At 54.7% G+C, this 26,312-nt stretch carries 21 protein-coding genes; 20 read left to right on the forward strand and 1 reads right to left on the reverse strand.

All coding sequences use genetic code 11. The annotated features are described in order from the left end of the window. The first annotated feature begins 29 nt into the window (after positions 1-29). The 13 genes from ACPF9B_RS14030 to ACPF9B_RS14090 all read left to right on the forward strand — a co-directional run bounded on the left by ACPF9B_RS14030 (position 30) and on the right by ACPF9B_RS14090 (position 17,612). Positions 30-4,571, forward strand: coding sequence for a flagellar hook-basal body complex protein (locus ACPF9B_RS14030; protein WP_424178175.1), 4,542 nt, complete (start codon positions 30-32; stop codon positions 4,569-4,571). Positions 4,572-4,627: 56 nt separating this feature from the next. Next, positions 4,628-5,389 carry a flagellar hook-basal body complex protein gene (locus tag ACPF9B_RS14035; RefSeq protein ID WP_424178177.1) on the forward strand — a complete coding sequence of 254 codons (762 nt, stop codon included), beginning with the start codon at positions 4,628-4,630 and terminating at the stop codon, positions 5,387-5,389. Between the two features lie 69 nt (positions 5,390-5,458). Continuing rightward, positions 5,459-6,244: a flagellar basal-body rod protein FlgG gene (flgG, locus tag ACPF9B_RS14040; RefSeq protein ID WP_007206230.1), complete on the forward strand. Its 786-nt coding sequence runs from the start codon at positions 5,459-5,461 to the stop codon at positions 6,242-6,244. Positions 6,245-6,254: 10 nt separating this feature from the next. Then, the gene (locus ACPF9B_RS14045) at positions 6,255-6,902 is read left to right on the forward strand and encodes a flagellar basal body L-ring protein FlgH (protein WP_424178179.1); all 648 of its coding nucleotides are present in this window, start codon (positions 6,255-6,257) and stop codon (positions 6,900-6,902) included. Positions 6,903-6,962: 60 nt separating this feature from the next. Then, positions 6,963-8,045 (forward strand): flagellar basal body P-ring protein FlgI, encoded by a 1,083-nt coding sequence (locus tag ACPF9B_RS14050; RefSeq protein WP_424180440.1) that lies wholly within the window; start codon positions 6,963-6,965, stop codon positions 8,043-8,045. Between the two features lie 36 nt (positions 8,046-8,081). Further along, the gene (locus ACPF9B_RS14055) at positions 8,082-8,420 is read left to right on the forward strand and encodes a rod-binding protein (protein ID WP_424178181.1); all 339 of its coding nucleotides are present in this window, start codon (positions 8,082-8,084) and stop codon (positions 8,418-8,420) included. Continuing rightward, the gene (gene flgK, locus ACPF9B_RS14060; RefSeq protein WP_424178183.1) at positions 8,421-12,713 is read left to right on the forward strand and encodes a flagellar hook-associated protein FlgK; all 4,293 of its coding nucleotides are present in this window, start codon (positions 8,421-8,423) and stop codon (positions 12,711-12,713) included. An 8-nt stretch (positions 12,714-12,721) separates the two neighbouring features. Next, a complete protein-coding gene (gene flgL, locus ACPF9B_RS14065; protein ID WP_424178185.1) occupies positions 12,722-13,984 on the forward strand; it encodes a flagellar hook-associated protein FlgL in 1,263 nt (420 codons plus the stop codon). Positions 13,985-14,040: 56 nt separating this feature from the next. Further along, entirely contained in the window at positions 14,041-14,841 is an 801-nt protein-coding gene (locus ACPF9B_RS14070; RefSeq protein WP_424178187.1) for a flagellar hook-basal body protein, read from the forward strand. 33 nt (positions 14,842-14,874) lie between these two features. After that, positions 14,875-15,570 (forward strand): YcbK family protein, encoded by a 696-nt coding sequence (locus tag ACPF9B_RS14075; protein WP_424178189.1) that lies wholly within the window; start codon positions 14,875-14,877, stop codon positions 15,568-15,570. A 94-nt stretch (positions 15,571-15,664) separates the two neighbouring features. Beyond that, a complete protein-coding gene (locus ACPF9B_RS14080) occupies positions 15,665-16,453 on the forward strand; it encodes an AAA family ATPase (RefSeq protein ID WP_424178191.1) in 789 nt (262 codons plus the stop codon). A gap of 13 nt (positions 16,454-16,466) precedes the next feature. Further along, positions 16,467-17,186: a sigma-70 family RNA polymerase sigma factor gene (locus ACPF9B_RS14085; protein ID WP_007206221.1), complete on the forward strand. Its 720-nt coding sequence runs from the start codon at positions 16,467-16,469 to the stop codon at positions 17,184-17,186. A gap of 24 nt (positions 17,187-17,210) precedes the next feature. After that, the gene (locus ACPF9B_RS14090; RefSeq protein ID WP_007206220.1) at positions 17,211-17,612 is read left to right on the forward strand and encodes a hypothetical protein; all 402 of its coding nucleotides are present in this window, start codon (positions 17,211-17,213) and stop codon (positions 17,610-17,612) included. A gap of 84 nt (positions 17,613-17,696) precedes the next feature. Here the strand turns inward: ACPF9B_RS14090 and ACPF9B_RS14095 are convergent, their stop codons facing one another. Continuing rightward, positions 17,697-18,785: a sigma 54-interacting transcriptional regulator gene (locus ACPF9B_RS14095; RefSeq protein ID WP_424178194.1), complete on the reverse strand. Its 1,089-nt coding sequence runs from the start codon at positions 18,783-18,785 to the stop codon at positions 17,697-17,699. A gap of 465 nt (positions 18,786-19,250) precedes the next feature. Between ACPF9B_RS14095 and ACPF9B_RS14100 the strand changes: the two genes are divergently transcribed. The 7 genes from ACPF9B_RS14100 (at position 19,251) to ACPF9B_RS14130 (ending at position 26,289) form a co-directional block, all read left to right on the forward strand. Beyond that, a complete protein-coding gene (locus tag ACPF9B_RS14100; RefSeq protein WP_424178196.1) occupies positions 19,251-20,333 on the forward strand; it encodes a sigma 54-interacting transcriptional regulator in 1,083 nt (360 codons plus the stop codon). Between the two features lie 22 nt (positions 20,334-20,355). Beyond that, the gene (fliE, locus tag ACPF9B_RS14105; RefSeq protein WP_007206216.1) at positions 20,356-20,697 is read left to right on the forward strand and encodes a flagellar hook-basal body complex protein FliE; all 342 of its coding nucleotides are present in this window, start codon (positions 20,356-20,358) and stop codon (positions 20,695-20,697) included. 45 nt (positions 20,698-20,742) lie between these two features. Next, positions 20,743-22,593: a flagellar basal-body MS-ring/collar protein FliF gene (fliF, locus tag ACPF9B_RS14110; RefSeq protein ID WP_424178198.1), complete on the forward strand. Its 1,851-nt coding sequence runs from the start codon at positions 20,743-20,745 to the stop codon at positions 22,591-22,593. A 15-nt stretch (positions 22,594-22,608) separates the two neighbouring features. Further along, on the forward strand, positions 22,609-23,649 hold the full coding sequence (gene fliG / locus ACPF9B_RS14115) for a flagellar motor switch protein FliG (protein WP_007206214.1): 1,041 nt from the start codon (positions 22,609-22,611) through the stop codon (positions 23,647-23,649). Between the two features lie 236 nt (positions 23,650-23,885). Beyond that, complete coding sequence (locus tag ACPF9B_RS14120) at positions 23,886-24,533, forward strand: FliH/SctL family protein (protein ID WP_424178200.1); 648 nt, start codon at positions 23,886-23,888, stop codon at positions 24,531-24,533. After that, complete coding sequence (locus ACPF9B_RS14125) at positions 24,533-25,867, forward strand: FliI/YscN family ATPase (protein ID WP_007206212.1); 1,335 nt, start codon at positions 24,533-24,535, stop codon at positions 25,865-25,867. Before ACPF9B_RS14120 ends, ACPF9B_RS14125 begins: the two co-directional genes overlap by 1 nt. A gap of 2 nt (positions 25,868-25,869) precedes the next feature. Next, on the forward strand, positions 25,870-26,289 hold the full coding sequence (locus tag ACPF9B_RS14130) for a hypothetical protein (RefSeq protein ID WP_007206211.1): 420 nt from the start codon (positions 25,870-25,872) through the stop codon (positions 26,287-26,289). Positions 26,290-26,312 lie beyond the last annotated feature (23 nt).

Raw genomic sequence — 26,312 nt, forward strand, 5'->3', positions numbered from 1 at the left:
GTCGCTAACCTCAATCAAGGAAACTACGCATGTCTTTTTATACAGCCTTGACCGGACTTAACGGCGCACAATCCGATATTTCGGCAACATCGAACAACATTGCCAACGTGGGTACGACCGGTTTCAAACGGTCGCGCGCGGAATTCGGCGACATTTTCGCAACTTCACCGTTGCAGAACTCATCGTCATCGATCGGCTCTGGCGCAATTCTGAAGGGCGTGAAGCAGCAGTTCACACAGGGTAACATCGCCTCGTCGTTGAACGCGCTCGATATGGCGATTTCGGGGCAGGGGTTTTTCGCGCTCAAGCCCAGCCTGACATCAACGCAGGTGGTCTATACGCGTAACGGTTCGTTTAACGTCGACAACAACCGGAACGTTGTGGACAGCTCGGGGCAGTTCCTGCTGGCCTATCCGGTGAACGAAGACGGATCGGTCACCGCCAAGGATATCGACAGCGCTTCTCCGCTGCGGTTGCCGGTGACATCGGGCGATCCACAGGCGACGTCCATGGTTGATCTCGCGGTGAACGTGCCAGCCAGCGCCGACGTGGTGACTGACAAGGAAAAGTTCGCAGACGGGTATACCTTTGATCCCAATGATTCAGAGAGTTTCACCAACTCGACATCCTTCACGATCTTTGATGATCTTGGTAACCCGACGATTGCGACCGTCTATTTCATCAAGACCCAGCGCGCGACGGCCGAAGATCCGACCAACAAGTTCGAAACCCGCCTTGTCATCAATGACGAGATCGTCCCGCCTGATCTTGTCCCTGCTGTCACCAGATCCAACGAACAGATCTTTATCGACCGGTTTGGAAACCAGACAACATCCGTGCCTGACGCGAGCTATACGTTAGAGCAAAAAAGTTCGCCGCTTTACAAGCTTGACGAACAAAATGACCGCGCCCCGTCGCAGCCTGCAGCCCTGACAGGTCAGGCAAGCAGCTTTAACTTCGGGGATGAGGGAACCGGCGAAATCGAGATTGTCACTGACCCGATGCAATTCGAGGCCACCTATGAGGCAAATCCAGATGCCAATCAGGGTGTTTATTGGGGCCGCGATTTTCTGCTGATCAATATCGACGATGGCACACGTCCCGTGAGCATTGATGTCCGGGCCGGCCGTTATAATGCCGAGCAATTGGCCGCAGAGGTCGAACGGGCAATCAACGAAGCCCATGACGATGCCCGCAAGATCGAGATCCAGAAAGGCGTGGACGACAAGATTTCCATCCAGCTGTTCCAGCCAGGTACATCTGGCGAAACCCCGGTTCGGAGCACACCGCTTGAGGTTGACCTGCTGCAGCCGTCTTTTGTTTCGATCCAGGCCGGAATGGATTTGGCAGAGAGCACGTCACCGAATTTTGATCTTGATGTGTTTCTTGCCCATGCCCAAATCCGCCTGAACGCAGCCTTGAACAGCGAACCGGCTTTCGTGCCAGGAGCGTCGGACAAACAATTTGCCCAGTTGACCGGTAGCACCAAGATTTCTGTGCCGCCAACAGACCCTGAAGTTTTCAGCTTCGATTACACCACGCGTGATCTGGGTATCACCACGATGGCCAGTTCCTCAAGCAAGTGGAGCGTTGCCTATACAAACGGAAGATTCACGGTTTCAGATTTGGATTCCACGATCACGGCGCCTGTGGCCGGTGCTGTCACCATCACTTTTTCTGACGCGACACTCGCGGATCTGACGGTTAGTGTCGCAACTGCCGCCAACCAAAACGACGTCTTGGATGCAATTGAAGCCGCGCTTGGGGGGTCAGCTTACTTCGCAGATTCCCTCAAAGTGAACACTACTGCAGCTGAGACAGCCGTTGGTGGTGGATTTACGCTCACCACTGGGGATGCCACTGCTCCGACAGATACACAGATTACTGCTGAGCAAACCGCTTTGGCCAGCGCTGTTAGCACAGCTGCGGCTGCCGTTGGTGCCGCTATTGCTGAAGTTGTCGATGCTTCTGCTCCGACAGATGCAGAGATCGTCACCAAGCAAACTGCTTTGGCCACCGCAGTTAGCACAGCCGAACTCGCCATTAGCGGGGCATTTACTCTCACTACACCCTCACTTTCTACTGCTCCGACAGATGCAGAGATTACTGCAGAGACTAGCGCTTTGAAGGCTGCGGGAGATGCTGAAGTTACTACTGCTAACGATGCGCTGGCATTGTACTACGACACGTCGAATGGGGTTTTTGCAGGTACTGATTTAGCGTCGTCACCTGCTGCCGTCGCATACAACAGCTTTGTTGCATTAGCTACAACACTGACCGATGCTGAAACCGCTGAGACAGCCTTCGATGCTTTGGCCACCACACTGACCGCTGCTGAAACTGCTGAGACAGACTTCGCTGCTTTGGTCGCGATACTTGACGCTGGTAATGTCAGAGATTTCGCGATCACAAAACAACGTCATTTGGGCTATACCAATGTCGGGAACAGACCAACCGTCGGTGTGTATGACCAAAAGCTTGGCGTATCTACAACAGCCACTGACGCCATCAGCCTGGATTCGCAAAACAATCGCTTGCTGATCACAATGGGCACCGGCCTTGGCGCATCGTTCACTGTAGGTGATACAATCCTGCTCATGGGCGCGCATGCGGATGCAGAAGCGTTGAATGGCCGCAGCTTTCGGATCACCGCCATAGACGGTGATGAGATCGAAATTGCGACGGGTGGTCTGGGGCTGCCGGAAAGCGATATAAACATTGCTGGAACGGATTATTATATCCTGTCGGAACGATCCTCTGAGGTTGAGGCCTATTTCGAAGGTGCGGCCCTTGAGGTGGCGGGATCAGCTACGAGTTTCAATAATCAGCGGCTCATCGTGCGTGAAACGGATGCCGCGCGCCATGCGTATACTGACACCGAGCTGGATGCAGACTTTGATGTCAATATCTTTGGTGCCTTTACCGGGAGCGTGACAGGTTCGGATGCAACGAATGCTGTACTGGGTCTCGACACCCCGACCACTGCTATGGCTTGGGTTGATGAGTTGAACGCGCCCATTCAGGTTGCTTATGATGCGGCGACGCAAAGCATTGTTTTCAATGTTGATCACACGACATTGGGCCCCGGCGGCGCAATCAGCAACTTGTCCGCGATACAGGTCTCTTCCACCAGCAATTCCGGTGTGAACGCCTTTGGTCTGGCCGGCACTTCGTCCCCAAGGGTCGAGATCACCAGCGCAACCAGTGTCCGCGGTCAGCCATTTGTCTTTGATGGGGCAAGCCAAGGGGATGGCCCGACGCGGTTCGGGGCCAAGGTCAGCTATGACCGCGAGGCGCGCGCCTTTACCTTTGAGAGCGGCACAACCGGAGAGGCGATTGAACAGGACAAGGCACTGGGCGTGCCGACGGCGCAAAAAGCCTCGAACATTCAGGTTGGTCGGTATGAAATTGATCCGACGACGAAGTCTGCCAAAATCGAGCCAGGCGCTGTCGATCTGGCCTCGCGTGTCTTGGCGCAGGGTGAAAACGACCTGATGGGTGTCGGCGGCAGCAAAAGCGTCAGCTTTGCGGCAGGGACAGGCCTGCAATCGCTTCCCGCGCGTGCGATCGGTGCGCCGGCGACGGACCCGTTGAATTCTAACCCTGTTTTCCTGAACCCAGCGAACAGAGAGACGACATTCAACGTATCGGTCAACGGGATCAACGCGGTGATCGATATTCCGGGCGGCAATTACATCGGTTCGACCCTGGCCGAGCGGCTTCAGGAACGGATCAACCAGATGCAGGACCCGGCCACCGGCAAGACAATCGGCGGCGTCACCGTGCGGTATCAGCCGGACGACAACAACTTTGTCTTTACTACGGGGACAACAGGCAGTGATTCCACCATCCGGGTACGTGGGCCTGCGAAGCTGGGGCTTGATGATGTTCCACTTGGTATCGGCAGCGTGCCGACGATCGCCAACCTTGTTCAGGCCACCAACGAAAATGGTGTGCCGCTGTTCGTCAACGAAAATGGCGAGATCGTCGATTCGGAACCGAACAATCTGGTCGAGGGATATTACCCGCTGTATCTTAACGAAGGTGAATTGACGTTTGACAAGACGGGCCGGTTGATCAGTCCGCAGGGATTGACCCGCTACGAGGCGCAGACAGAGACCTTCTCGATCTCGCTGGATATCGATTACAGTGCCTCTTCGCAGCTGGCGACGCCATTCGTGGTCAACAACCTTGAACAGAACGGCTTTACATCCGGTCGTCTGGACGGGTTGAGCATTGATGCCACGGGCCTTCTGCGTGCCAACTACACCAACGGTCAGAACAAGCCCCTGGGCAAGATCGTGATGGCAAACTTCAACAACCAGAACGGCTTGAAACAGGTCGGCAATGCGACATTCGTACAGACCGCATCGTCGGGTGATCCCATCATCGGGGAAGCCGGGACCGAAGGTTTCGGGTCGATCCAATCCGGTGCGCTGGAACGGTCGAACGTGGATATCACCGAAGAGCTGGTGAACCTCATCACTGCGCAGCGGAATTTCCAGGCGGCGTCCAAGGCTATTGAAACATCGACCCAGCTGACGCAGACGATCATTAATATCCGTACCTAAGGGGCCTGAGGGTCAGTCTACTCCATAGGCTGACCCTCGCATTCAAGGAAATCTGCATGGACCGCAACATTCATATTGCACTGAATAACCTGCGCAACATTTCGTCCGAGTTGCGTGTGAATGCACAGAATATGGCAAATGCGAATGTGCCGGGCTTTCGCGCTGATCTGAGTGTGACGCGCGAGGCAAGTTTTCTAACGCCGTTCGACCAGTTCCGTTCGCGTGTCTATAGCCAGGAAGCGTCTCAGTCGCTGTTCTCTACTGATGAGGGCGGGCTGCAGAGCACAGAAGCGGAAATGGATCTTGCCATTCAGGGTCAGGGATATTTCTATATCGCCCCCAGCAGCGGTGGCGATACAGCCTTGTCGCGGCGCGGCGACCTGTCGTTCGACCTCGACCGATTTGTCGTCGATGGTGCGGGTAATAAACTGCTTGATGTTGCATTGAACCCGATCCAGCTTCCTCCGACGCGGCGGATAGTGGTGGAAGAGACCGGCCAGATCCAGATGGAGCTTCTTGACGCACCAGAGGGCACGTTGGTTGCCGGTCCAATCATTGCAACATCGCAGGCTGATGGCGTCGTTCTTTCAAAGTCACCTGATGGGCATATCCGTCCGGTTGGCCAAGCCGACCTGCCTGCACCTGATCAACGGGCGCGGTTGACCCAAGGTTTCTTGGAAAACAGCAATGTGGATACCATCGGATCTTTGATCCAGAATATCGAAAGCCAGCGGCAGTTTGAAATGAGCGTCAAGTTCATTGCGCTTGCACAAGAAATCGACGAAGGCGGCACGCGGATCATGCGCCTGCCCGGCTAATTCGGCCCCGGTTTCCGGGTTGGCACATTGATTGCAAACATCCTGATAACGATCAATCAGGAGCCGACCATGACCAACGCAATGCATGTCGCAAAGACCGGATTAAACGCGCAGCAAACGCGCATGCAGGTCATTGCCAACAACTTGGCAAACTTGAACACCGTTGGTTTCAAAAGCGACCGCGTGAATTTCGAAAGCCTGCTCTATCAGGTCAAGCGTTCTGGTGGTGACCAAACATCCGAAGGAACAGCACTGACGTCTGCGCTGGCATTGGGTACCGGTGTACGAGCGGTAAACACCCAAAAGCTCTACACGCAGGGCGGTATGGTAAACACGGACAATTCTTTTGATCTGGCGATCGAAGGACAAGGGTTTTTCCAGGTTCTGATGCCTGATGGCCGCGTCGGTTATACCCGTAACGGGTCTTTCTCGCGGAGCGCTGATGGTACGATGACCACGGCAAGTGGCTATGTGGTCCAGCCGGAAATTCGGATTCCTGCCGATGCAACCGAGGTGAATATCTCGCAAGATGGTTTGGTGTCTGTGCGGCAAGCGGGTGAGGAGGAAGCGCAAGAGGTCGGTCAGCTGACCATTGCTTCATTCGCCAATCCGCGCGGATTGCAGCCCATCGGAGAGAGCTTTGTGACGCAAACGCTGGCCAGCGGTGCCCCGACTGTCGCGGCGCCACAGGCACAGGGACTGGGAAAGCTCATGCAGGGTGCGCTGGAAGGTTCAAACGTGAATGTCGTTCAACAGCTCGTTGAAATGATCGAGACGCAAAGAGCTTATGAAGTCAGTTCAAAGGCGATCAGCTCTTCGGATGAAATGATGCGCTACATTTCCAATAATCTGTAGAGATAAGATAATGCACCTATTCCGCGTCTTGACCCTTTTTGCGCTGTCGATCCTTGCAGGCTGTTCAACCTATGTGGAAGATGCAGCGAGTGCGCAGTTTCAGCCTGTACTGCCGGATAATACCTATAATAGCAGTCCGTCCAACGGCAGTATTTATCACCCCGGCGTGTCTGGGCTTTTTGCCGTAGAGCAACGCGCATCAAAAGTTGGCGATGTTCTGACCGTCGCATTGAACGAGTCGTTTCAAGCGACAAAGTCGCAAACTGCTACTGCTGATAAATCGGATACCACCACTGCGAACCTTCCTAGGTTCATTAGCCCCAATGATCCGGAATTCGGTATGACCCAATCTTTTGCAGGGTCTGGTGCTGCCGAACAATCGAACACCTTCACCGGCCTGGTCACGGTGAGCGTGGTGCGGGTTTTTCCCAATGGCAATCTTCAGATTCTCGGACAGAAAAAGCTGACGTTGAATAGTGGGGATGAATACGTGCGCGTCAGTGGGATCGTCCGGCGCAGTGACATCAGCCCTGCGAATATTGTCAGCTCCAATCGACTTGCCAACGCAGAGATCACATATACCGGCGCGGGTGATATCGCCGACACGTCCAAACGCGGGTTGTTTTCACGCGCAGTGTCCAGTTTGAACTTGATCTAGGGGGCCGTGATGCGTTGCATACGATTACTCTTGATCGGTCTTTTGGCTGTCACGATCAGCATGTTGTCCAGCGTCGCGCAGGCGGACAGGGTCAAGGATATCGCAGCCCTGGCGGGCGTGCGGTCGAACCAGTTGGTTGGCTACGGTCTGGTTGTCGGTTTGTCCGGTACCGGTGACGGTGACCTGGGGATTACGCTGCAGTCGTTGCAATCTATGGTGTCGCGCTTTGGTATGGTGACAGAGCTTGATGGTCTTGACGGAACCAATGCAGCCGCGGTGATCGTCACGGCGGACCTACCAGCCTTTATCAAGCCGGGGCAGACGCTGGATGTGACCGTATCGACCTTGGGCCCTTCGGAATCGTTGCGTGGTGGCACGCTTTTGCTGACACCCTTGCTGGGCGTTGATGGCGAGACTTATGCGCTAGCTCAGGGAAATCTGGTCGTAGGTGGATTGGGCGTCTCAGGCGAAGACGGTTCATCGCTGACGGTGAATGTTCCAACCGTTGGGCGTGTGCCGCAGGGTGCCACGGTCGAACGTTTGGTCGAGAACGAGTTCATCACAAATGAATATATGGTTCTCAACCTGCACCGCCCTGATTTCTCAACAGCAAGCAATGTTGCAGAGGCCATCAATGTGGTCTTTGGGGGAGGCACCGCCGTGCCGATTGATGCGTCTTCGATCCGTGTGCAAGCGCCCTCTGACCCCGAGCAAAAGGTGTCCTTTGCCAGCCTGATCGAACAGGTCGAGGTCCAGCCAGGAGCACCGCCCGCGCAAGTCATCGTCAATTCCCGTACGGGCACGGTTGTGATCGGGGGCAATGTCAATGTCACGCCTGCCGTCATCACCCATGGCAGCCTGACCGTCCGCATCCGCGAAGACCCGCAGGCCGTGCCGCAAAGCGAAACAATCGTCGCCGATGGTGTTGTGGTCAATACTCCGGCAGCGCCCGTTGTAACCCCAGACAGCGCGATCACCGTAGACGAACAGGGCGCGCGCGCTTTCCTTTTCGACCCGGGTGTCAGCCTGAGCGACGTGGTTGATTCGATTAACGCGATCGGTGCCACGCCGTCCGATCTGGTGGCGATCCTGGAGGCGCTCCGGGTGTCAGGCGCTTTGCGCGCGCAGCTTATCATCATCTGAACCAAGATCTTTGGCGCAGGAAAACGAGGCTATGTTATGAACCCCATCAGTCCTTCTGCGTTCAATCTGGCTACGGATGCCGCGTTTCAGAGCGAGCAGTCCACGTCGTTGAATCGTGATTCAAGGTTGGAGACGCCTGAACAGCTTGCGGCTGTTGCCGAACAGTTCGAGGCTATTTTCGTCAAAGCTATTTTATCTTCTGCGCGTTCGGCGGAATTGTCTGATCCTTTGCTAAATAGTGAAGGACAAAAGACGTTTACTCAGATGCTAGATGCTGAATACGCCGGCGCACTGGCGCAGCGAGAATCCCTTGGCATCGCAGATGCCATCGTGCGGCAGTTTCAAAACAGAGTCCGGAATGGAGACGCAGATTAAATGGCCAGTTTGCTAGACATCGGCCGCAGTGCGGTCCAGGCGCAACGCGAGGCACTGAATGTCACCGGCCAGAATATCGTCAATGCCAATACCGAGGGCTATCGTCGCAGAGACGCGACGCTCACCGAAGTATATGGTATTCAAAGCGAGCTCACTGGCCTGTCATCGCAAACGGGGCTGGGCGTCAAGCTGGGCGAGATCCGCAGGGCCTATGATGGATTTCTGACTGAAAGCAAACGCAGCGCCACCGCGCGGTTCGAAGCCTCTGATGCCTTCGTTGGCAAACTGGAACAGCTGGAAAACCTGATCCTTCCAAATGACGGCGATCTGGCTGTCGTGATGACTGCGTTTTTCGATAACCTGACCCAGGTTGCTGCCAGCCCCGGCGATCCTGCGCCCCGTGAAGCCGCATTGGAAATGGGGGAAACCGTCGCAAATGCCTTTAATACGACAGCGGGCATGCTGACGAGTTTGATGAACGGCACCGCCCAACAGATTGGTGTTGAACTGGTTGAAGTAAACCGGACGCTTGAATCGCTTGGTATCATCAATGGGCAGTTGCGATCTTCGAACATCGGAAGTGCGCCGCCACACAACCTTTTGGATGAACGTGATCGCCTGCTGGATTCGCTTGCCGAGAAAATCCCCGTGAACATCAAAATTGGAGATCGGCTGGATGCCGAGCTGCGATTGGGGGCATCCGACTCTGGGCCTCTTATTCTGACGGGTGAAGATGCCAAAAAGCTGTCTGTGGTTGAGGGCGAATCCGGGAGCATCATGTTCCGTGTCGGCTCTGGTCAGATCGTATCTCAGCTTGAAACGGGCGGATTGCGTGGGTTGGTTGATGCGCATGGTACGAATCGGCGCGCGTTGAGTGAGCTTGACGCGCTGGCGCGCGATTTTAGTCAAAAACTGAATGACCAGCATGCGCAGGGGATCGATCTGGACGGGCAGCTTGGACGAGAGCTTTTTGCTGTAGCCGATTTTTCCGTTACCGCCGGTGCGTCCAACCAAGGGGATGCGCAAGCGACGATCCGTCTGGTTCCTGGCCTGGCAGACCGGCTGGGTGCGTTGCAAATGACGTTTGATGGGCGTCGTGGGCAATGGCAACTCACAGATGATACCGGTGCAAGGCTGGGTGCCGGGCGCGCGAGCCTTGAAATAGACGGCGCGGTCATTCTTGTTGAGGGAACGCCCAAAGACGGCGATACATTCAGCATTACACCGATGTCGGGCGAGGCGTCACGGATCTCGTTTTTGTTGACGCGGGGCGAGGAAATTGCCGCAGCTTCGACGATTGCAATCTATCCTGCCACAACAAACAAGGGTTCGGCAGTCCTGACCTCGACACAGGAAGCCTTGCCTGGGTCGGGTGTGCCGGCGCTGTCGTCGGTTCTGACCAACAACCTTTCGCCTGTCGCGGCAAAAGATTTTCTGCGTGGCGGTGTCGTCGGAAGCATCCCGCGCGGTACCGAGTCGATCACGCTGGCAAGCCTGGCCACACAAACAACGGCCACAGTTTCAGCGCAGAATGATGCGGATATCGGGGGTCTGACACTGACCGTTGGTGGGACGAATTACAGCTTTTCGCTGGATCCCGAAACAGTTGGAACCGATGCATGGGTGTCAGGCGAAGAAATCGCCAAGTATTTGTCTGCGGGTGTTCTCCGATCGACGACGACCGACCTAACGATTGGAGAACTTGGCCTTTCTGTCACAGGATCGGCAACAGGGTTTACCTTTGCCTCGGATGGTGTGCTTGAGCTGACAGCAATCAGCGCCGTTTCCGCCGGGGGCAATGCGTTGCTGACCGATATCACAAGCGGCAAACCCGCAAGTGATATCCGGATTTTTACCCGCGAGGGACGGCAGGTTTCTGGGACGCCTCTTGCTGCGGCTGAAGTGGCGCAACTGCTGACGACTGAAAACGGATTTAATGCATCTGCGGAATACCGGTCCGATTATAATGCGGTCAGTGGTTCAGCAAGTTATCGTGGCATGTCGGTGACGCAGCGCAGTTCCGGAGCCGACCCACTGGCAAGCGGTCTGCAATCCAAGATGGTTTCCTTGACGGGTCTCAGCGGCACTGCGGTTGGTACTATTTCATCCAACCCCGCTGCTAATAGCACGACAGCCCAAACCATCAGCCTTCAGATGGACACGGGGACAACTGGCACGCTGAGCATTCCCGCAGGCGTTGATGCCGCCTACGTTGCGCAAGAGGCAAACAAGGCATTCGCCCCGGTCGGGGTGAGTGCGGTGGCGCGTACGGCGATACGATTGTCGCTGGATGGTGTGGGAAGCGGGACAACACAATTCGACCTGAAAGGTGTGAACGACACCGCATTGCGGATCACAGCACAGATCAACGATGGTGATCTATCAGAGCTGGTGCAGGCGGTTAATCGTCGATCCGATGAAACCGGCGTCACAGCCGAGCTTTCCTTGTCGGGCAATGCCGTCACCTTGGTCCAGAAAGATGGCTTTGACGTTGTTACGACGAACATCTCGTCTGGTGTGGCTTTGCGCGCCAGCTCGCTTGACCAAATGTACAACCCCCTCGCGCTCGATGACGAAGCCTCGCCATCGGAGTCGGTCTCCTTCACTGCTGATCTGCGGTTTAGCGGGACTGTCGCCTTCAGAAGCGGGTCTGGCTTTGACCTAACGACAAGCGGCGAGGGACGCTTGAATTTCACGTTGGAATCTTCTGCTGATCCCATGAAGGGCGGCTTGGTTGCGCAAGAGCATTCAAATGGCGGCACGCTTGCTGCGCTGAACTATGCTGTGGATAGCAGTATCGACGGGCTGTCGCAAAATGTCGATGGCACGCGCATTCACGCGCCTTCGGCGCGATTTGAAACTGTTTTGACAGCGGCAGACGGCACGCTGTTCGAGGCGGAAGTGTCAGCGAACGAACTAAGCGCCGGCATCATGACAGGTGAAAGTGTGGCCCAGCTGACCGCGCAAAAGCTGCGCGCGCAAGCCCCGGTTCCGTCGCTGCAGGGCGCCGTGTTTGGATCGACCTCGGTTCCCGCGATTGGCGCTTCTGCAAGGTTCGTTCTGGCGGGTGCTGAATATACTTTGACCCGCGTAGATGACGGCAATCCTGATCGGCTGACGGCCTTGGATTTTGCGATTTCCGGGCCTGAATCTGGGCGGATTACGCCCCGTGTTACACAAACAGACGAAGGTTTTTCGATTTCGCTGATCGTAACGGATGGGCAGCTTGCCGGAGCGGGACCACGACCAGTGGCCGATTCCGGCGCAGCGGCTTTTGGGTTGTCGGACAGTCAGGTCATGCAAAGCCTGCAAGGGCGCAGCTTTGATGCGACCGGAAAAACTGATGGTACCTACCAAATTGACGTCACCGTCGGTGGTGACGCAAAAACGGTGGTGCTTCAAGCGACAAGCGGTGTGATGAGCCTGCAATCCGCAAGCGATGGGCTGTCGGTTGACATCACTTTGGGTGATGATGGATTGACCAGCATCACGCTGACGTCTGCGGTGGGTTCGGCTGTGATGGCTGTCACGCCATCCGTTGACGCAGCCGATCTTGGCTTCAAGCTTGCCAATGCCGAACTGAGTGTCGAAAACGGCAAGCTTTTGGCGCGCAGCACCGACGAAACTGTGGTCGACATCAAGGCTGGTGGCACCAGTGCTGCCGGGATTTACCTGCATCTGAGCGATCTTCCCGACGAAGAGCTGATCGTCGTGATGGGTTCAGATGGCGCAAGACGCCTGAGCGCGGAATTCGAAATCGGCGAGCCACTGACGGCCAAAACCCGTGGACCAGAGCAGTTTCGGATCGAGATGATGGATGACGCGTCAGGCCGGGTCGAGCTTTTCGATATGGTATCGGGTGCATCGATCGCAACCCGCATGTCGAGTGGATTGGCGCGGTTTAATGTGACGGGTCAAACACTGGAACTAGCGGGCTTTGCGGATACCGGTGACAGCTTTCAATTTGCCACAGGGCAACGATCCTCGGGCGATTCACGCAATCTGGACGAGCTGATCAAGCTTGGTGAGCAAGGCAGCGGTCGGCGAACCTTTCAAGATAACTTTCGCTCCATTGCCGCAGGCGTTGGTTCCAGCCTCGAAGCTGGGCGGCTGACGCGCGCCTCAAACGAGGCGGTCCGCGATGCTGCGGTTGCGTCAGAAAGTGAATTGAGTGGGGTGAACCTTGACGAAGAGGCAGCAAAGCTGATGGCTCAGCAACAAGCCTACCAAGCCGCGGCACGCATCCTGCAAACCGCACGAGAATTGTTCGACACTCTGATCCGGATCGCATGAGGTAAAATATGTCTATATCAACCAAGCTATTTTCTGATCAGATGTTGACGCGGTTCTCGCAGGTCAACAAAGAAATCGAACTGCGCCAGACGAAAATCTCGACTGGACGTGAAATCACTGAAGCCTCTGAAAAGCCAATCGAGGCTGTCAAGTTGTCCGCTTTGGAACAAAGCTTGACACAGCTGAAGGGGTTTCAACGAAACACAACGACCGCGCAGCAGCGGCTGTCATTGGGTGATACGGTACTGGCAAGCGTTGACAATATCATGGCGCAGCTGCGCGAGCGGGCGATTTCTGCAAATACAGATACTCTCGGTGGATCAGATCTGGCGGCAATTCGGGTTGATGTTGCGCAAAGCCGTGAGGCATTGATTGATCTCGCGAACAGCCGCACGTCCGACGATCAGGCGCTGTTCGGCGGATATGCCACCGATATTCAACCATTCACGCCAGATACGAATGGCCGCATCCAGTATCGTGGTGATGGTGGTCAGCATACCTTGGCGGCCTCTGAAACGACGCGACTGCCCACATCGGTGAATGGGGCCGAGGTTTTCATGCAGGTTGACACGTCCGATGGTGTCGCAAGCATTTTTGATATTGTTGACAGTTTCGAGGCAGCTTTGTTGACCGATGGTAGCTATGCTAGCACCCTTTCGGCCGATGCAGGTGATGGGCTTTCGCTGAGCTTTAACGGGGACCGTGTTCCGCGTGATGTGTCGTTTGATCTGCAAGGTCCATCAGGCAGCATGTCGATCACGGCAACCGATGTTGTCGGCGGGTCGCATGATCAGCTGGTCAGCGCGATCAACGAGCAATCGTCGAGGACCGGCGTCAGCGCGACGGTCGTTGGTGGTCGCCTGGTGCTTTCTGCCGCTACCGGCACGATCGCTTTGTCTGCGCTCAAGATCGAAGGTGTCGAACTTGCGTCGCGCGAGCCACGCTTTACGATCATGACGGATGGTGAGCCACCACAAACGATGGTGCCGACGGCGCAAACGCTCGATGCGCAGTTGGAAAAGCTTGTGCAGGCGGGACAGGACATCGCCGTTTCGCGCACCAAGATTGGTGCGCGGTTAAAGCGTGCCGAGGATCAAGAGGCTGCGTTACAATCGCGCGCCTTGGCCTTGGAAACTGACGTGAACGAGCTTGGCTCTGCTGATCTGGGCAAGGTCGTGACCGAGCTTCAGGCGCTGCTGGTGTCGCGCGATGCTGCGATGCAGGCCTATTCGCGTATCGGCCAGAGCAGCTTGTTCGACTTTCTCAAGTAGCACCATCTTGGCACGCTTTCTGCAAAGCTTCATCATTGAACGCTAAGGAGATGTGAATGTTCGGTACGATCAAGTCTGGCATGGCCACTTCTATGTTTGAAATCGCAGTGGTTTCAAACAATGTCGCAAACTCCGGCACCACAGCTTTTCGAAAGAGCAATACAAGCTTTTCGGATCTGTATAGCGGAGGGTCGGCCGACTCGGTTGCCCGCCTGTCCAAAGGCGTCGGCAGCATCGTCGATGGAACCAAGCAAAGCACGGAGCAGGGCGGCTTGTTGACCCGTGACGGTGTTCTCAATCTTGCTTTGATCGGAAAAGGCATGTTCGTGTCTGCTGCCCCCGCCGCTGATGGGGTGGCATCACAAACGCTTACTTTCACGCGGGACGGAGAGTTTTCGCTGGACAAAGATGGCGTGTTGCGGACTTCGACGAATGACTTTGTGATGGGGTTCGATGGTGCCGGAGGTGAAGCTCTGCAAACCTTAACGGTTCCAGTGGCCGAAGGTGATGCCCAACTGACAGCACTCGAGATCGGTACCGATGGCCGGCTTCTGGCCACATATGGTTCCGAACCTGCAGTAGTGTTAGGTCAGATTGCGATCGCCGCTTTTCCAAATGAAACAGCGCTTCGGCAGAAAGGGATGAACCGCTTTCAAGCCACTGATGGGGCGGGTCAAGTCGTTCTTGGTGTCGGTGGCCAAGATGGATTTGGCATGATCCAATCAGGAACCCTAGAGACGTCGAACGTCGATCTGACAATTGAACTGACGGATATGATCCGCGCGCAGCAGCAGTTTTCGGGATCGTCGCGTATTCTGCAAACCTATTCCGACATGATCGAGAAACTCACCCGCTAGGCAATATTTTATGTCACTCGTGGGGCTTCTCTGATGCACGGTGCGGTCACGCTTTCTCGTAGAAGTGTTGTTTCTGCTCTTCTATGTATACCCGTAGGCGCAAGCGCTGCGCCGCTCGTCGATCTTGAGAGAGGTGGCGGTCTGTTTTCTCACAAACCGGTATCTGCTGAACAGGGTTCCGAGAGTGCGATGATGCAGCTTTACACGCAACAAGCGTCGGCTGGTCCTGTCGAGATTGAAAAATCAGTCCCGCGTATCGTCACTGGCCGCCCGTCCCTGCCTTTCGTGGCGCGTCTGCACAATTCAAATACCGGTGAACGGCTTTTTCTGGATGTTCCCGCCTCATTGGATTTGGGGTGGATTCAGCGCCGCCGATTGAACCATTTCATGCGCGATTGGCGGGAAGACCAGGTCAAAGTGATTGATCCTTCGGTTGTTCAGGACTTTCTGGAAATATGCAGGGCGTTTGCGACACCCGGCAATCCGACCGATGTAAGAGTGAATTCAGGCTATCGGTCCCAAAGGACAAATGAGATGCTGCGGCAAAGAAGTCGAAATGTTGCCATCAACTCGCTTCACATGGAAGGCAGGGCTATTGATTTTGCCTTGCCAAAGATTTCACAGCGGCAACTTGGGGCCACCGCAAATGCTATATGTCGTGGAGGCGTTGGTACTTATAGTACTTTTATCCACATCGATAGTGGTAGAAATCGACATTGGAGCGCCTGATCCCTAGCCGCTTTTTATTGCTTCTGTGTGTTTAATGACAGATTGTTAACTTGGCCTTATTTGTGCATATGTGTTCCAAAGGGAGTCTGGTGTAATGCCTACGATCATTTCTGTTGCGAGTGGAAAAGGCGGCGTCGGTAAATCATCGTTGGCCGTTAATATGTCTACGCGGCTGCAGGATGGTTACGGGTCTACGCTTCTTGTCGATTCTGATCTGTTGATGGCTAACTCTCATGTTTTGCTGAACACACGGCCGACGGTCGATTTGATTGATGTCCTCGAGGGGCGGTGCGATTGGCGCGATGCTGTCCAAAAATTGCCAAATGGCTTGTCATTGCTGCCAGGTCGTACCGCGGCGAACGTCTTGGTAGAAAGCGATGCCGAGCGACTGAAAGATTTGCTGAACACGCTCAAAACCACCGCGCATGATTTTGCATATATAATCGTCGATGTACCGGCTGGGTCGGGAACAGGTGTCATGAACACTGTGTCAGTTGCCGACCACACCATGGTGGTCCTGTTAGGCCAAGCGACAAGTTTTGTTGATGCATATGCTTTGATCAAGAACGCATATTTCGAAAAGAATGTAACGTCCTTTTCGGCTGTCGTGAACATGGCTAAATCAGCCGAACAAGCAAAAATGATCTTCGATAACTTTGAGCGGACTGTATCGAGCTTTTTGCCCGTAAAATTGGTCTATGCTGGCTACATGCCAAAGATGAGCGAAATCAATGCAAGCTCGGTCCATGGCAGGTCGATTGACCGCGATGTGATGAAGGCACGTATTTACCCAAAGATTGACTCTATTCTGGCCGCGCTGTTCGCAGGGGGCGCAGGCTATACCGGACCGGATGCTGTTACGTTTCATAGCCCCGTTCCGTAGGTAACAGTGGCGCATGCAGGAGTACCCATCGGCCAAGTTGAATGTCGAGAAACTTGTCAGAGAGCATGAGGCTTTGGTCCGACGCGTGTCGCACCATATTCATTCCCGGGTACGTTCTATTGTCGAGTTCGACGACCTTTTGCAGGTTGGTTTGATTGGCTTAATTGAAGCAGCGCAGCGCTATACTCGGCGCGAGGGCGTGTCTTTCGAAAACTATGCTGTGTTGCGCGTGCGAGGCGCGATATACGATTATCTTCGAAAGAATTCCAATCTTGGGCGCAAAACAATTGCGACAACCAAGGTCGTCAAATTTGCACAAGCCGAGCTGTCTCAGAAACTTGGTCGGGCACCGACGCGTGTGGAATTGGCCGAGGCCGTATCAATGACTATAGGCGAGTTAAATGCCTGGGAGCAAAGCCTGAACAGCAGTTACCAGAACTCGCTTCAGGATGAATATGACGAATATTCGATGTGGTTTTCCGCAGAGGAGCCGCCTGCAGAACAGCTTTTGGACCGTGGCAGGTTGAAAGATGCGTTGTTGATTGCACTTAAATCTTTGCCTCAACGAGAAGCTTTGGTCCTCCAGCTCTATTATGTAGAAGAGCTGAATATCTACGAAATAGCGGCCATACTTGAAGTAACGCCAGGCCGCGTTTCGCAACTTAAATCAATGGCATTCAAGAAAATGCAACCCCTGCTTCGGGACTTTGCCGAAGGGATGGGGGGCGCGTGATATGCGTGGAACGGTTATCATTGCATGAAAGAGACGATCAACGTCATCCAGGTTTCCGTTCAATCCGCCGAGGTTACTCTGGTCGGGCATGACGCTATTCCTGCTCTTGTAGCCAACTGCAGTCTTATGAACATCGCGCGGGGCAATATGGTCCTGACATTGAAGCCCACCGACGTAGACAAGGTTGGCGCCATCGGCGTTGTCGAGATCGAAAAGAACCGACCTGTGATGCTGGCACGGGCTTCTGTATCTGTTGCACAATTCAATCTGGTATTGAATTGCTTGCAACACATCCCGCCGCGACCGGTGACGCTTATCCTAGCTTTGCAGGACAGCCTGACTCTGACCTCTGATGGTTATCTGGATGCTAACGGGCAAGATCGCAAATTCATATCCGATCTTTCATGGAGCATTCCGATCCTATGAAGCTGCAAGGCGCGTGCCGTTGTCAGAAAAATGACAAACCGATTTTTGCCAATCTCGGCAGCGGCTGCACGAATGCTGCATATCTTAGTTCAGGTTATAGGAATTTTCCGAGGGCAGGTCAGATGAAATTCCATATTTCCGCATTTTCGCAATAAGCGTCGTACGTTTGAGCGAAAGTCGTTTAGCGGCTTTTGCTGTATTATAGTTACAAAGCTCCATCGCTAATTCGATGAACTTTGCTTCCTGTGCACTTAGGTGACCCTGCAGATTGAATTGATCATCACCGCTTAGCATGCTGATCATCGACTGATCTGCACTTTCCAAAGGAGCCGCGACAGGATCTGCAATTATTAATTCATCATCATCTGGCATTTGGTCGATTGCCGTCCAAAGAGCTTTTTGTTCTGCCAATCGATCCAGCGGAAGGTGAAGAAGTTTCCGCACTACGTTTCTATCAATAGGAACACCTGTTGATAAAACCGCAGCGCGTTGAAAAAAATTTCGCAATTCACGAATATTGCCGGGCCAAGCATAGGCCATCATCTCTTCCAGACCATCACTGCTGACTTTGGGCGGGACGAGTCCAGAGCCGTCAGTTTCAAGCCCGTGCGAAATTGAGCGTACCAATTCAGGAAGGTCACTTATGCGGTCTTGCAATGAGGGGACTTGCAGCATGACCACCGAGATCCGATACATCAAGTCCTGGCGAAACTCACCTTTGTCGACCTTATCTCCGATGTTCTGATGCGTGGCGCATACCAAACGGAAGTCGATGGGCTGTTCGGTATTCGAACCGATGCGGCTCACGGCACGGGCTTCGATTGCCCGCAAAAGCTTGCCCTGAAGCTCAAGCGGCAGGTCACCGATCTCGTCCAGAAATAGCGTGCCACCAGCGGCTTCCTCGAATCTTCCGACCCTTCGCGTTGCTGCACCGGTGAATGAACCTTTTTCATGACCGAACAGCTCGGCTTCTAACAAGTCGCGGGGAATGGCGGCGCAGTTTACACTGACAAGTTTTCCCTTGCGGCCTGACAATTTGTGAAGCGTTTGTACGACAAGCTCTTTACCGCAACCGGTTGGGCCAACCACAAGCACATTTACATTGTACGGCGCAGCATTTTTTATATCAGCCAAGAGTGTTTTAATCGGTTCAGATGATCCAGATATCATCATGTCCTGTTACCGCCTGTTTATGCCGATACGTTTCTTGTCACGTTCTTTTACTGGTAATATTTGTTGACTTCTGTACTAGCAAGAAACCGAGTGCATGCACAACCATGTTGACGCTGCCTCAAGCTTTAATCCAGCAACCGAAATATTCGGTGCCTAAGTTTTGTCACTTTCGACGGCTTTGCAAATTGGGTCTTATCAGACGATTTACAGGTTTTGCCGCCTGAACTCCGGTTGTGGGGTGATCTGCACGGGCATGTGGCGGCTAAACTGTAAGCGCAAACATGAGATAATGATGGCCGCGCAACAGCTGGCGGTAAATTATAAATAATATCATGTCGAATTTCAGCGGCGGGCCAGGATTGGCATGGCGCTTGCCTTTCTCATTTCATGATGAAGATCGTACACAGGGTAGTTATTGATCAGGTCGCTTTCGACCTGGGCTCCGAGATATTGGAGTATCTCATTTTGCATGAGATTGATGCTGTGTCGGTCATGGGCTGTGATCATGAAGGTAAATGCAGCACCGACTTTTTGATCTTGTCGGCGCAAAGAGCCGCCGAACTGGGTGGCCAGTCGGGGGTTATCGAGCTTGCAAAATCTGTCGGCGCCAAGTCTGTCCTGATCGCAGACACCCGCGCCGCGGCCTATGGTATTACGACATCCTTGGGTGGTCGGATCGTGAACCTGTCACTGCCAAAAGATATGGCGCGGGATGATGCGAGGCAGTTCATTGTCACGCTGCTGCATGGCACGGGGCGCGCCTTGGTGCGGTCTGATGGGTCTCGGCGGCTGTATGACCTGGCCAGACGCGTTGCAAAATCTGATGTCAGCGTCTTTATCAATGGCCCCAGTGGCAGCGGCAAAGAGGTGATGGCACGCTTCATGCACCTCCAATCTGCGCGTAAAGATAAGGAATTTATCGCGATCAACTGTGCAGCAATCCCTGATAACATGCTGGAAGCGATGATGTTTGGCCATGAAAAGGGTGCTTTCACCGGCGCTTCGACATCGAATGTCGGTGTGATCAGGGCGGCGGATGGCGGCACGCTTTTGCTGGACGAGATTTCGGAAATGTCGCTGCAGCTTCAGGCCAAGCTTTTGCGGGCGATCCAGGAACTGACCGTCACGCCGGTTGGCGGCACAAAGGCGATCAAAGTTGACGTGCGGATCTTTGCGACTACAAACAGGAACATGAGCGATGAATGTCGTATGGGCCGGTTCCGCGAGGATCTATTCTACCGCCTCAATGTGTTCCCCATCCAGACGCAGTCCTTGCGCGAGCGACCCGAAGATATTGGCGCGATTGCGTATGAATTGGTCATGCGACATGTCAAAGATGTGACAGAAGCCCCATTGCTGTCACCCGATGCGCTTGATCTGCTCATGGCGCATCATTGGCCCGGCAATGTCCGCGAGCTGGAAAATGTGATCCAGCGCGCGTTGGTTCTAAAAGACGGTCCAGTGATCACGGCCGATGCCATCATGATCGACCAGTCTTCGATCATGGATATTCAATCTCAGACAGCAACGGCGCAGGCAGTAAATTGACCGCGCGCCAAAGGAGTGTGAAATGAAAGCCTTGGAACAGATCAGTAATGTTTCATCGACAACCGTCAATGCAGCCCTAAGTCGGGCCGCAGATATGGCAGAAAGGGCTGCCGGCGGTGGCATGGTGGGCCGGTCGAATGATGGCTCTAGCTTTGCTGATCTTATGAGTGACAGCCTTGATAACGTGGCGCGATCGCAAAACGACGCTGCTCAGCTGGTCAAAGATTACGAAACCGGCAAGGAAACCGATCTGACCAAGGTGATGGTGGCCCAACAGGTGTCTTCTCTTAGCTTCCAGATGGCGTTGAACGTCAGAAACAAAGCGCTTAGCGCCTACAAGGACATTATGAACATGCCTGTATAAGGTGTTGTCTGGTATAGGAAATTCAGTGCTTAATGAGATCACGACATGACCGATAGCTCGACCAATTTGAGCACGGCATCCTCGCGTACCGGGGTGATGCAACGGACTTCCTATGCTATGGGGGAGCTGCGGACGTTTTACATGCAGCCGGCCGTACAACGCGCTTTTCCTGTCATTGCTGCGGCTTTGCTTGTTGTTCTTGGCCTCATTTTATATCTCATTTTGCAGGCTCCGCAGCGCACGACGCTTTTCGCGGCGCTCCCCGAGGCTGAGAAAGCAGCGGTGATGGACGCGCTGCGCAATAACGGCACTGATGTGCAAATTGATCCAGTCACAGGCGATATCACTGTGCCGACGGGCGAATTTTATAATTCGCGCATGTCATTGGCCGCGCAGGGTTTGCCCCAATCAATGCCCGATGGTTACAGCGTATTGACCGATATGCCGATGGGAACCAGCCGTTCGGTCGAGAGTATGCGCCTGAAACAAAGCCAGGAGGTCGAACTCGCACGGTCTATCAACGAGATTGATGTTGTGTCAGCGTCTCGCGTGCATCTTGCGATACCGGAGCGTTCTGCGTTTGCGAGGAATGCCCAAAATCCGACCGCCTCGGTTTTCGTGCAAGTCATGCCTGGTCGCAGTTTGAGCGAGCAGCAAGTGATGGCGATCGTTAATCTTGTGTCATCCTCTGTTGCAAACCTACCAAAGACCAGCGTGACAGTCGTTAATCAAAACGGGCAGCTTTTGTCCGACACCGTCAATGACCCCGCGACCGATCTGGCCGATCGGCAGCTCGAATACCGGCTTCGTCTGGAAGACATCTACCGTACGCGTGTCGAAAGCTTGCTGACACCGATTGTGGGGCCGGGTAATGTTTCGGCGCAAGTGTCTCTTGATATCGACTTCACCCGCACCGAGCGGACCGAAGATATGGTGATCCCTGATCAATCGGCCCTTTTGAGTGAGCAGTTAGCGGTGGAAGAGGAAGTCGCCGAAGCGTCGCAGGGTATTCCGGGCACCGTTGGCAATACTCCTCCACCACGACCGGAACTGGAACAGCCAGCAGGCGCAGCAGACGGGCAGGCGCCTGCCGAAGCGGGCGCAACCGCCGAAGCTGGCGCGAACACCGTCGCCGAAATATACGCACCAGTCGACAGGAATACTGGGCCGGGGCAGCCGCGCCTGCGATCATCAGACAGCACCATGCGCAATTATGAGGTGAGCCGGACAGTGATGTCGGAAAACAGCCCGATGACACGCATAAACGGTGTTCATGTTGCCGTATTGCTGCGCGAAACACTGCCTGTGGCACCAACGGAAGATGGGGACGCCGTGGCGGCACCCGCCATCGGGCTTGACCCAAGCAGGCTCGACGAAGTCAAATCCCTCGTGTCCCGCACTGTCGGGATCGACGAAAGCAGAGGTGACACGCTGATCGTGTCAAGTCTGCCTTTCATTTCACCCGAGGCGGTGATCTCGTCTCTGAGCGGCAGCACCGAATTGGTGTGGTATGAAGACCCATGGATCCGCGAAATGATGCGAAATGCCTTGATGGTTATCGTCTTGGCTGTGGTGACTTTGGGGTTGATCAAGCCTTTGCTGACCCAGTTTCTTGCTTCGAGCGGTGAATCCGGCGGCTATGGAAATGTGATCACCACCGAAGACGGCGAAATCATCGATATGGATGTGATCGAGATGGAAGAGGGACAGACGCTTGAAGAGATCAAGGCCAAGCTGAAGCCCAAGAAGAGCACGATTTCAGCTGAGATGCTTGATACTGCGAACAGCTATGACGACAAAGTTGCCCTGATCCGCATGATTGTGGCTGACGAGGCCGGACGCGTTTCCAACGTGTTCAAGGCCTTGATGGAAGACGACTTGGATCAAGTAGGATAACCCGGAGGACGTATTATGGATGGAGCCAAGTCAGTGGAATTGACCGCGACAGAAATCACAGAGCGCCTGTCCGGAACGCAAAAGTCGGCGATCCTCATGATGCTTTTGGGCGAGGAGGAGGCGGCTGAAATCCTCAAGAACCTGTCGCCAAAAGAAGTCCAGCACCTTGGTGGCGCGATGTATTCTGTGCGCAATACCGACCAAGAAACTGTCAATGCCGTGCTTGACGAATTTCTTGCAATTATCAAAAAGCAGACGAGCCTAGGGTTGGGCGCGGGCAACTACATCCGCAATGTGCTCAACCGTGCTTTGGGTGAAGACAAGGCACAATCTGTCCTGAGCCGTATTACCCCTGCAAGCAGCGAACGACCGATCGAAATCCTTGACTGGATGGACGGCCGGTCGATTGCGGAATTGTTGCAAGATGAACATCCGCAGATCATCGCGCTGATTATATCTTATCTTGACTACAGCCAGGCGTCAGACGTGCTGAACCTGCTGCCAGAGGATCTTCAGCCAGAAATCGTCCAGCGCATCGCTACTCTTGAAACGGTTGATCCAGAGGCCCTGCGCGAACTGGAGCTGGTGATGCAAATGAAGTTCAAGGCCAACACCAGCCTACGGTCTACCAAAGTGGGCGGCGTGAAAGCGGCAGCCAAGATCATGAACTTCACCAAAGCGAATATGGAGAAGCGCATCCTTGGTGCCATCCGGCGCAATGACAAGGATCTCATGCAGGCCATTCAGGACAATATGTTCACCTTCGATAACCTTGGCATGTCCGATGATCGTTCTTTGCAGACCTTGTTGCGGATGGTTGAACCCGAAGATTTGATCATGGCCCTCAAAGGTGCCACCGTGGAATTGCAAGAGAAACTGTTTGGCTGCATGTCCACGCGCGCTGCCTCTAATATCAAAGATGAAATGGAAGTACTTGGCCCCGTTCGCTTGACCGAGGTGCAAACCGCACAGAAGCAGATCATCGAAGTGGCACGCAAAATGTCCGATGAAGGCACCATCGTTCTGGCTGGTCGTGGCGGGGATGAAATGGTCTGATGAAAGACCGGTTTTTACCCATGAAAGCGACCGATCCAGCGCGCGATCCAGATCAGCTGAACCTCGCGGAGCTTTTGTCAAAGCACAAGGATCCTGCTTTTGCTTTGGTAGCGAGCGCCTCGCGGCAATCTGATCAGACGTTCAGGCCGCTGTCTTGGGCACAGATTGCGATCAAGATCCCGGTGGAAACGGCGTTAGCTGACGAAGACAGCCTAGCGCCGATCGCAGCGTCGGCCATGGGTACAGACCTGCCCGAAGAACCGCTTTTGTCTGGTGATGATCTGCCTGAAGAGGCGCCGCCCCCGCAGGCCGAAGCGCCTGCGCATCCGGTAGAGCAGACGCCAGAGCCTCGCCATCCGGCAGCGCCTCCTGTGGATGAAAAGATGCTTCAGCGCATTCGAGACGATGCCTATGCTGAGGGTTTGTCCACCGGCAAAGCAATTACACAAAGCGAACGCGAGGCCGAGTTGGCGGCGCAATTCACCCAGCTGCAGGAATTGACGGTGTCTTTGGGGTCTGAGCAGGTTTTTGATATGGATGTCGTGGCGCGCAGTATCGAGGACGCTGTTTTGACCTTGGCATCCGAACGGATCGGTGTGGCGCTGACGGATATGCCAGAGCCGCTCTTGTTGCGCTTGGATACGTTATTGGACAATCTGGCGCATCTTTTGGGCACGCGCGAAGTGTTTGTCTGTCCCGAAGATGTCCCGCTTTTGCAAAAATGCCTCGATACCCATCCGAACCCGCCACTGATTTACCTGCGTGGCGACCCGACAATGCAGCGCGGTGATGCAAGGCTGCGTGTTGGCGGTGCCGAGGTGTCGGACCTGTTGCGCGACCGGGCAACATCGCTATTGCGCAAAACTGGGGCAGACCTGGTGTGATGCTGAACTTTACGGACCAGATCACAGGGCCACTCAGGCAGGATCGCAGGGCCGCGACGCAGGGGCCGATCCTCAGCGGACGCGTGTCTCGGTACGATGGGCTGCTGCTTGAATGCGACGGCTTTCCTGTCTGTGTCGGCTCGGTTTGCTCTGTGCAGACAACAGACGGCCATGCGGTGCTGGGCGAGGTGATCGGATTTAATGAAGGGCGCAACAAGCTGGTTCTTTACCAGTCCGGTGCTGCCGTCCAGGCAGGCGCGCGCGTTGCCTTGATTGACGAAGGCACGATGGTTGATGTTGGTGACAGCTATCTTGGGCGCACCGTGGATGGACTTGGCTGGCCTTTGGATGACGCGCCCGCACCACAAGTTTCTGCACAAGCTCCGCTGAACGGCACGCTGGTCAATCCGCTGGCGCGGCGCCAAATTCCCGGTCCGCTTGACGTGGGTGTGCGCGCTGTGAACGGGCTTTTGACGATTGGCTGTGGGCAGCGGATTGGCATCATCGCAGGGTCCGGGGTTGGCAAATCGGTGCTTTTGGGGATGATGGCACGGTATACATCTGCCGATGTGGTGGTCATTGGCCTGATTGGCGAACGCGCCCGCGAAGTCGGCGAGATGGTGCGCGCCATCATGCAGCCCGCCACCCGCGGCAAGGTCAGCATTATCGCGGTGCCTGCCGACCGGTCCCCGTTGTTGCGGATCAGGGGTGCGCGGCGTGCGACTGCCTTGGCCGAGCATTTCAGAGACCAAGGAAAAAATGTCCTGCTGATCATGGATTCGCTGACCCGTGTTGCCCATGCGCAGCGCGAAATCGGTCTTGCGCTGGGCGAGGCGCCGACATCGAAAGGCTATCCCGCCTCGGTTATCTCGATGATCCCGAATTTGATTGAACGCGCGGGAATGGGCGTTGGCCCGAATGCGGGGTCCATCACTGGAATTTACACCGTTTTGGCTGATGGTGATGACAGCAATGACCCTGTGGTCGATACGGCCCGCGCCATCCTCGACGGGCACATCGTCCTCAGCCGGTCGATCGCGCAGATGGGCGTCTACCCGGCCATCGATATCCCCGCCTCGATCAGCCGGGTGATGAACGACATTGTCCCACTATCGCAACAAAAAGCGGCGCGGAAATTCAAGAGACTGGTGTCTTTGTACAATGAAAACAGGGATCTGATGCTGATGGGCGGCTATGTATCAGGCCAGGACGCGGATCTGGATCAAGCGGTGGCTCTTTGGCCGAAGCTTGTGGATTACATCAGCCAGAGCCCTGATGACCAAGCCGAGTTGAGCAAAAGTTCCAGCCAGCTGATCTCGATCGTTGGTCAATAGGCATGGTTGAACGCAAGGCGAAGATGCTGCGCAATATCGCGCTCAAGGAACATGCGCGCATGCCTGTTCTGATCAAACGACAGCATGTCCTACAAGATGAAATCAGCCAACTTACTGATCTTGTTGCGCGGATAGCCGATCTGCAGACGCAAGGCCGGCGACAAGGCGACCTTGATCCGCGTCAGCTGCAAAGTGATCATTGGTATGAACTGCAACTGGTTGATGAAAGAGAGCTTTTGCAGAACAAGCTGGAGTTTCTGCAAGTCGAACTGCGTGATCTGACCATGGCAATCAATCGGATGAGCCATAAGAAGCGGGTCGTTTCCAACAAGGCAGATGAGGTAGAGCGGCAGGTCAGCGAAGATCGTGAAGCGCAACAAGATGCCGCCCACGATTTTACCCGCACGACAAGACAGGTCTAAAAGCGAAATCATCGTTTTGCGTC

The organism is Yoonia sp. TsM2_T14_4 (assembly GCF_049602355.1).
GTDB lineage: Bacteria > Pseudomonadota > Alphaproteobacteria > Rhodobacterales > Rhodobacteraceae > Yoonia > Yoonia vestfoldensis_A.

Bases quoted from the DNA above. Each gene is read 5' to 3' on its own strand.
- fliF (WP_424178198.1), top strand. From the start codon at position 20,743: ATGACCGATAGCTCGACCAATTTGAGCACGGCATCCTCGCGTACCGGG.
- ACPF9B_RS14045 (WP_424178179.1), top strand. From the start codon at position 6,255: ATGCACCTATTCCGCGTCTTGACCCTTTTTGCGCTGTCGATCCTTGCA.
- ACPF9B_RS14075 (WP_424178189.1), top strand. From the start codon at position 14,875: ATGCACGGTGCGGTCACGCTTTCTCGTAGAAGTGTTGTTTCTGCTCTT.
- ACPF9B_RS14080 (WP_424178191.1), top strand. From the start codon at position 15,665: ATGCCTACGATCATTTCTGTTGCGAGTGGAAAAGGCGGCGTCGGTAAA.
- ACPF9B_RS14095 (WP_424178194.1), bottom strand. From the start codon at position 18,785: ATGATGATATCTGGATCATCTGAACCGATTAAAACACTCTTGGCTGAT.
- flgK (WP_424178183.1), top strand. From the start codon at position 8,421: ATGGCCAGTTTGCTAGACATCGGCCGCAGTGCGGTCCAGGCGCAACGC.
- flgL (WP_424178185.1), top strand. From the start codon at position 12,722: ATGTCTATATCAACCAAGCTATTTTCTGATCAGATGTTGACGCGGTTC.
- ACPF9B_RS14030 (WP_424178175.1), top strand. From the start codon at position 30: ATGTCTTTTTATACAGCCTTGACCGGACTTAACGGCGCACAATCCGAT.
- ACPF9B_RS14050 (WP_424180440.1), top strand. From the start codon at position 6,963: ATGTTGTCCAGCGTCGCGCAGGCGGACAGGGTCAAGGATATCGCAGCC.
- ACPF9B_RS14070 (WP_424178187.1), top strand. From the start codon at position 14,041: ATGTTCGGTACGATCAAGTCTGGCATGGCCACTTCTATGTTTGAAATC.
- ACPF9B_RS14085 (WP_007206221.1), top strand. From the start codon at position 16,467: ATGCAGGAGTACCCATCGGCCAAGTTGAATGTCGAGAAACTTGTCAGA.
- ACPF9B_RS14035 (WP_424178177.1), top strand. From the start codon at position 4,628: ATGGACCGCAACATTCATATTGCACTGAATAACCTGCGCAACATTTCG.
- ACPF9B_RS14055 (WP_424178181.1), top strand. From the start codon at position 8,082: ATGAACCCCATCAGTCCTTCTGCGTTCAATCTGGCTACGGATGCCGCG.
- ACPF9B_RS14125 (WP_007206212.1), top strand. From the start codon at position 24,533: ATGCTGAACTTTACGGACCAGATCACAGGGCCACTCAGGCAGGATCGC.
- ACPF9B_RS14090 (WP_007206220.1), top strand. From the start codon at position 17,211: ATGAAAGAGACGATCAACGTCATCCAGGTTTCCGTTCAATCCGCCGAG.
- flgG (WP_007206230.1), top strand. From the start codon at position 5,459: ATGACCAACGCAATGCATGTCGCAAAGACCGGATTAAACGCGCAGCAA.
- fliE (WP_007206216.1), top strand. From the start codon at position 20,356: ATGAAAGCCTTGGAACAGATCAGTAATGTTTCATCGACAACCGTCAAT.
- ACPF9B_RS14120 (WP_424178200.1), top strand. From the start codon at position 23,886: ATGGGTACAGACCTGCCCGAAGAACCGCTTTTGTCTGGTGATGATCTG.
- fliG (WP_007206214.1), top strand. From the start codon at position 22,609: ATGGATGGAGCCAAGTCAGTGGAATTGACCGCGACAGAAATCACAGAG.
- ACPF9B_RS14130 (WP_007206211.1), top strand. From the start codon at position 25,870: ATGGTTGAACGCAAGGCGAAGATGCTGCGCAATATCGCGCTCAAGGAA.